We start from the raw sequence: 6,360 nt of genomic DNA on the forward strand, positions 1-6,360 counted from the left end.
CCAAGATCCTGCAGGCCGATACGTCGTATCCGCTGCAGGACGCCTATGCGGCCATCGACGCCCAGTTTTACGCGCGAAAGACCGACACCGGCGACGCCCTCGACGCGGCGCGCCAGACCATCGCGGGATCCCTGCGATGACCGACAATACCGACGTGCTGAGCAACGCCGAACTGCCGGCCGTGCGCTTCCTCCTCGGCTTCTGCTCGCGGTTCGGCCCCGCCGCCGGGCCGCTCAATGCCGGCCAGTGGCGCGCCTGTTGCGGCGCGCTGTCTTCGCTCGACGCCGCCTACGAGGAGCTCGAGAATCAGACCTTCAAGGCCTTCGTCGACAAGTATTTCACGCTCCTGATGGATGTCCCGAGCCAGGCTGTCCCCGGCGCGCAACTCTCCTTCAAGCACCTGTATGTCGTTTACGCCTACAGCGTGGGCTGCAAGATCGGTGACAATTTCATGCAAGGATTCCGCGGCGGTGTCTGGCCCGACGCCTATAGTTATCTGCATGTCCGCTCCGATACGTGGAAGGACATGTGGGACCTCTTTGCTAACGGCTACGACTGGATTTACCAGGACAGCCGGATCGGCACGTGGGCGGCCATGAACACCGCCCAATACATTCCCATCATTTTCGAGTTCGCAACCGTGCCATCCGTCGACCCGATCACCACTTGGAGGGACGGGTTCACCAACGACGTCCTGCAGGCGTGGGCGAGCCAGTGGAGCGACTTCAGCGATGACGACAAGCGCTTGGTGGCCGACCACGCCAAGACGGTCGTGCGGCGGCCGACGTCGCCGGTTTGGAAACAGGCGACGGACGACATCATGCAGGCCTGGGCCGCGGCGCCGCCGCCCGAGGTGATCCACCGCGCATCCGGCCCCGTCATCTCGACGCCCGACAACACTTTTCCGAACTTGGCAATCACGGACGGCAACGATGCCGTCAACGCCGCCGAGGGCGTGCTGGCGAAGTGGACCGATTTTCCCGCCGTGCAGGCCGCCACGGCGCCGGCCTGGGGGGGCACGCTAACCGACGAGGCCAAGGCGTTGCTGCGTGACTCGTCGGCGTTGTCGGGCGATCAGTATTTCTTTCTGCTGCACCTGCTGATCGCGCTGGCGTGCGGCGACGCCGACAGCGCGCGTCTGGCCCATACGATCGCGTACGCGCATGCGCCATCGAAGGAATATGACAAGGACTTTTTCATCAATCAGCTGATCTATCTCGTGCTGATGAATCTCGCCGACCCGCTGGGGAGTGCCAATACTCACGCTCAGCTGCAACAGTTCGTCAGCGACTGTGCCGGCATCCTGCCTGCATCCGATGCCGGCAAGCTGATCGCCACCGCGCTGGCGCCGCAGGTCAAGATCCTGCAGGCCGATACGTCGTATCCGCTGCAGGACGCCTATGCCGCCATCGACGCCCAGTTTTACGCGCGAAAGACCGACACCGGGGACGCCCTCGACGCGGCGCGCAAGACCATCGCGGGATCCCTGCCATGACCGACAGTCCCGACGTGCTGAGCAACGACGAACTGCCGGCCCTGCGCTTCCTCCTCCAGTTCTGCCTGCAGTTCGGCGCCGCCGCCGGGCCGTTCAATAACCTAGGCTTCGATAGCAACTGGAACTGCCCACCAAATGCGAAGTCGAGCGCTACCGTTTGCATAAAGAAGCCAGCGTCCGCAAATCCGCGCTGGACCGCTGCTTTATTTCCGCTTTGGGTCATCAACGGGCCCGCGGTCCTCGAAATCCGATTTCCGGTTCGCCCCGAACAACGGACATCGTCAGCTAGTCGCTAAGGTCCATCCGGTGCGAATGGCGAAATCCGTCTCGGATCCAAAGGTAACTTTCGCGCGCTCTTGGCTGCGGATAGGGACGTCCAACGCCACAGCTTGTTACCGCGACCTTTGCCGTCGCTCCTATAGATGCGTTTTGTGCCATCGGCTGCATATTTCTTGTCATACGGCACCTCGACTGCGTGAACCCCACGCCAAAGCCTAGCCCAGGAAATATCGCAAGACGCGAGTCCTACGGAAGGCGCATCAGATCGAGATAGTTCCTCCTAGACGATCCCGCCGTCGCCCTGCTTTTCTACGCCAGAGCACTACGCCTGATCCGATCTTGTTGCGCGATCACACATCCTGCCTCTTCTAATCATCCCCGACATCACGACCGCAACTCGCGGGCCATGCTGGGGGCACAAGTGGCGATCCACCATCTTAACCAGGAAGCGACCTCGCGTGGCGCACGCATGCTGCGCACCGCACTTGGTCCAGCCATCGCGCTGTTCCTGGAAGATCCTGAGGTCGTCGAGGTCATGCTTAATCCCGACGGTCGGCTCTGGATCGATCGGTTGGCAGGCGGTCTTGTCGATACCGGCGAACGTTTGTCGCCAAACGATGGCGAGCGGATCGTACGCCTCGTCGCGCACCATGTCGGTGCCGAGGTGCATCCGGGTTCGCCGCGCGTTTCGGCCGAGTTGCCGGAAACGGGCGAGCGGTTTGAGGGCTTGCTTCCGCCGGTCGTGGCGGCCCCGGCTTTCGCGATCCGCAAACCCGCTGTCGCGGTCTTTACCCTCGACAACTATGTCGCCGCCGGCATCATGCGCGCGGGGCAGGCCGAGACGTTGCGCGCGGCAGTCGCGGATCGCCGCAATATCCTGGTGGCCGGTGGCACCTCGACTGGCAAGACCACACTCACCAATGCGCTGCTGGCCGAAGTCGCAAAGACCACCGATCGGGTCGTGCTGATCGAGGACACCCGCGAACTCCAATGCAAGGCCCCGAACCTCGTGGCGTTGCGTACCAAGGATGGCGTCGCCTCGCTTTCCGATCTGGTCCGCTCTTCGCTGCGGTTGCGGCCGGATCGCATCCCGATCGGCGAGGTGCGCGGCGCGGAAGCGCTCGATCTGCTGAAAGCCTGGGGCACCGGCCATCCGGGTGGCGTGGGCACCATCCATGCGGGTTCTGCACTGGGCGCGCTCCGCAGGATGGAGCAACTGATTTAGGAAGCGGTCGTCACCGTACCCCGCGCGCTCATCGCCGAGACCATTCAATTCATCGCCGTACTGGCCGGTCGCGGGTCCAATCGGCGTCTCGCCGAGCTCGCCTGTGTCGAGGGGCTTGGCTCCAACGGCGACTACGTCCTTCACGCTGCTGGAGATCAACCATGAACCAAGAACTTCGTCGTATCGATCGTTATGTCGCAATGGCGGCAATCACCTGCACCATCTCTTTCACTTCAATCCCTGCCTGGGCGGCCGGCTCAAACATGCCGTGGGAGCAGCCGCTCAACCAAATCCTGCAATCGGTTGAAGGCCCTGTCGCTAAGATCCTCGCAGTGATCATCATCATCGTTACGGGTCTCTCGTTGGCCTTTGGCGATACGTCGGGCGGTTTCCGGCGGCTGATCCAGATCGTCTTCGGTCTGTCGATCGCATTCGCGGCGAGCTCCTTCTTCCTGTCGTTCTTCTCCTTCGGTGGCGGAGTACTGGTGTGATGGAAGGATCCGAACCGATCCTTGGCTTCAGTGTGCCGGTGCATCGCGCCCTGACCGAACCGATCCTGCTTGGCGGCGCGCCGCGTGCAGTCGCCATCCTCAACGGCACGCTGGCGGCAGCACTCGGTCTCGGTCTGCGGCTGTGGATCGCTGGAATCCTGTTGGGAGTGATGGGGCAGGCTGCCGCGGTGTGGGCCGCGAAGCGCGATCCACAATTCGTCGACGTGGTGCGCCGGCACCTTCGCATCGCCGGCTATTTGGGGATTTGAAGCCATGATGAACCTCGTAGAATACCGCCGCTCGACCACGCAGCTGGCAGATTTCCTGCCCTGGGCCGCGCTGGTCGATGAAGGGGTGGTCCTTAATAAAGACGGCTCGTTCCAGCGTACTGCGAAATTTCGAGGGCCGGATCTGGATTCCGCGGTGCCGGCCGAACTGGTCGGCGTCGCCGGCCGCCTCAACAACGCCTTCCGACGGCTCGGTTCAGGCTGGGCCGTCTTCGTCGAGGCCCAGCGTCATGCCGCCGGCCGATATCCGATAAGTCAATTTCCCGATGTGGCTTCAGCCCTGGTCGACCTGGAACGTCGTGAAGAATTTGAGGAGGAGGGCGCTCACTACGAGTCGAGTTTTTTTCTGACCTTCCTTTATCTTCCGCCACCTGAAGACGCCGCTCGGGCCGAGCGATTTCTTTACGAAGGACGCGATCGCCAGGAAGGCGCGGATGCCCGCGAAGTCTTGCGCGGTTTTATCGATCGCACCGACCGCGTACTCCAACTCGTCGAGGGCTTCATGCCCGAGATCCGGTGGCTCGATGACACGCAAACCCTGACCTACCTGCATTCAACCGTCTCGACCAACCGCCAGCGCGTTCGCGTGCCCGAGATCCCGATGTATCTCGATGCATTGCTGGCCGACCAACCACTTACTGGCGGCCTTGAGCCGTCGCTCGGCGACAAGCATCTGCGCATTCTCACCCTCGTCGGGTTCCCGACCGCCACGACGCCGGGGATTCTGGACGAACTCAATCGGCTGGCTTTCGCCTATCGGTGGTCGACCCGCGCGATCATGCTGGACAAGACCGACGCCACCAGGCTGCTGGTCAAGATCCGACGCCAATGGTTTGCCAAACGCAAATCGATCGCCGCGATCCTCAAGGAGGTGATGACCAATGAGGCCTCGGCGCTCGTCGATACCGACGCCCACAATAAGGCGATGGACGCCGATGCCGCGCTGCAGGAACTCGGATCAGATGCGATCGGGCAGGCGTTCGTCACTGCGACCGTAACAGTATGGGATGACGACCCGCGCGTCGCCGATGAAAAGCTGCGCCTAGTCGAGAAAGTCATCCAGGGGCGCGACTTCACCTGTATGGCGGAGAGCGTCAACGCCGTGGAAGCCTGGCTCGGCTCGCTTCCCGGACACGCCTACGCCAACGTGCGGCAACCGCCGGTCTCGACGCTCAATCTCGCCCACATGATTCCGCTGTCGGCGGTTTGGGCGGGGCCGGTGCGTGACGAGCATTTCGATGCACCGCCTCTGTTATTCGGCAAGACCGAAGGTTCAACCCCGTTCCGCTTCTCGTTGCATGTCGGCGATGTCGGGCACACGCTGGTGGTGGGTCCTACCGGCGCCGGCAAATCGGTACTGCTGGCGCTGATGGCGATGCAATTCCGGCGCTATGCGGGAAGCCAGATATTTGCGTTCGACTTCGGCGGTTCTATCCGCGCGGCGGCACTCGCGATGAATGGCGATTGGCACGATCTCGGCGGCGCATTGTCCGATGATGCGAGCGAACCGGTCGCGCTGCAGCCCCTGGCCTTGATCGACGATGCCGCGGAACGGGGCTGGGCCGCGGAATGGATCGCAAACATCCTCGAGCGGGAAAAGATCAGCATCACGCCAGAAGCAAAAGACCATCTTTGGTCCGCGCTGTCATCACTGGCCTCCGCGCCCATCGCCGAGCGCACTTTGACCGGTCTGTCGGTGCTGCTGCAATCGCAAGGACTCAAGCGGGCGCTGCAACCTTATTGCTTGGGCGGTCCTTACGGCCGCCTGCTCGATGCCGAGGCCGAGCGGTTGGGAGAGGCCGAAGTCCAGGCGTTTGAAACCGAGGGCCTGATTGGGACCGCTGCAGCGCCCGCGGTTCTCGCCTATCTCTTCCATCGGATTGAGGGACGCCTCGATGGCCGGCCGACCCTGTTGATCATCGACGAAGGCTGGCTTGCGCTCGATGATAAAGGCTTCGCTGGACAGCTCCGGGAATGGTTGAAGACTCTGCGCAAGAAGAATGCGTCGGTCATTTTTGCCACGCAGTCGCTTTCCGACATCGACGGTTCGGCCATTGCACCGGCCATCATTGAGAGTTGTCCGACGCGGCTGTTCCTGCCAAATGAGCGGGCGATCGAGCCGCAGATTACGGCCATCTATCGCCGATTCGGTTTGAACGACCGTCAGATCGAGATCCTCGCCCGGGCGACGCCGAAGCGGGATTACTACTGCCAGTCGCGGCGCGGCAACCGGCTGTTTGAGCTCGGGCTCGGCAAGGTCGCGCTGGCTTTTACCGCTGCCTCATCCAAGTCCGATCAGGCTGCGATCGAAAAGGTCCTCGCCGAACATGGCCGCGACAGTTTCGTTGCCGGCTGGCTTGCTCACCGCGGCGTCGGGTGGGCTGCCGACATCATCCCAAATCTCTCGGCTGGAGGATCATTGTCATGAGGATCCGTCATCTTGTGATGGCGTCGGCTGTCGCGCTCTCGATCGTCTCAGTGGGTACCCCGTCTTCGGCGCAGGTCGTGGTGTTCGATCCCAACAACTACGCGCAGAACGTGCTGACGGCCGCTCGCGCGTTGCAGCAGATCAATAATCAGATC

At 62.5% G+C, this 6,360-nt stretch carries 5 protein-coding genes and 1 pseudogene; all 6 read left to right on the forward strand.

Annotation, left to right across the window (positions count from 1 at the left end):
• Positions 1–136 precede the first annotated feature (136 nt).
• Positions 137–1,495, forward strand: coding sequence for a hypothetical protein (locus GSQ88_RS15590; RefSeq protein ID WP_159008623.1), 1,359 nt, complete (start codon positions 137–139; stop codon positions 1,493–1,495).
• Positions 1,492–1,791, forward strand: coding sequence for a hypothetical protein (locus GSQ88_RS15595; protein ID WP_159008624.1), 300 nt, complete (start codon positions 1,492–1,494; stop codon positions 1,789–1,791). The genes GSQ88_RS15590 and GSQ88_RS15595 overlap by 4 nt, the downstream gene beginning before the upstream one ends.
• Positions 1,792–2,243: 452 nt before the next feature.
• Positions 2,244–3,164 (forward strand): annotated as a pseudogene (gene trbB / locus GSQ88_RS15600) (P-type conjugative transfer ATPase TrbB).
• Positions 3,165–3,199: 35 nt separating this feature from the next.
• Positions 3,200–3,490 carry a TrbC/VirB2 family type IV secretion system protein gene (locus GSQ88_RS15605; protein ID WP_246784836.1) on the forward strand — a complete coding sequence of 97 codons (291 nt, stop codon included), beginning with the start codon at positions 3,200–3,202 and terminating at the stop codon, positions 3,488–3,490.
• Positions 3,490–3,759 carry a VirB3 family type IV secretion system protein gene (locus tag GSQ88_RS15610; RefSeq protein WP_044592044.1) on the forward strand — a complete coding sequence of 90 codons (270 nt, stop codon included), beginning with the start codon at positions 3,490–3,492 and terminating at the stop codon, positions 3,757–3,759. The genes GSQ88_RS15605 and GSQ88_RS15610 overlap by 1 nt, the downstream gene beginning before the upstream one ends.
• A gap of 4 nt (positions 3,760–3,763) precedes the next feature.
• A complete protein-coding gene (gene trbE, locus GSQ88_RS15615; protein WP_159008626.1) occupies positions 3,764–6,205 on the forward strand; it encodes a conjugal transfer protein TrbE in 2,442 nt (813 codons plus the stop codon).
• Positions 6,206–6,360 lie beyond the last annotated feature (155 nt).

The sequence above is a fragment of the Bradyrhizobium sp. S69 genome (genome assembly GCF_009766005.1).
Lineage (GTDB): Bacteria > Pseudomonadota > Alphaproteobacteria > Rhizobiales > Xanthobacteraceae > Bradyrhizobium.

Coding starts and splice junctions, on each gene's coding strand:
- GSQ88_RS15590 (WP_159008623.1), top strand. CDS start 137: ATGACCGACAATACCGACGTGCTGAGCAACGCCGAACTGCCGGCCGTG.
- GSQ88_RS15595 (WP_159008624.1), top strand. CDS start 1,492: ATGACCGACAGTCCCGACGTGCTGAGCAACGACGAACTGCCGGCCCTG.
- GSQ88_RS15605 (WP_246784836.1), top strand. CDS start 3,200: ATGGCGGCAATCACCTGCACCATCTCTTTCACTTCAATCCCTGCCTGG.
- GSQ88_RS15610 (WP_044592044.1), top strand. CDS start 3,490: ATGGAAGGATCCGAACCGATCCTTGGCTTCAGTGTGCCGGTGCATCGC.
- trbE (WP_159008626.1), top strand. CDS start 3,764: ATGATGAACCTCGTAGAATACCGCCGCTCGACCACGCAGCTGGCAGAT.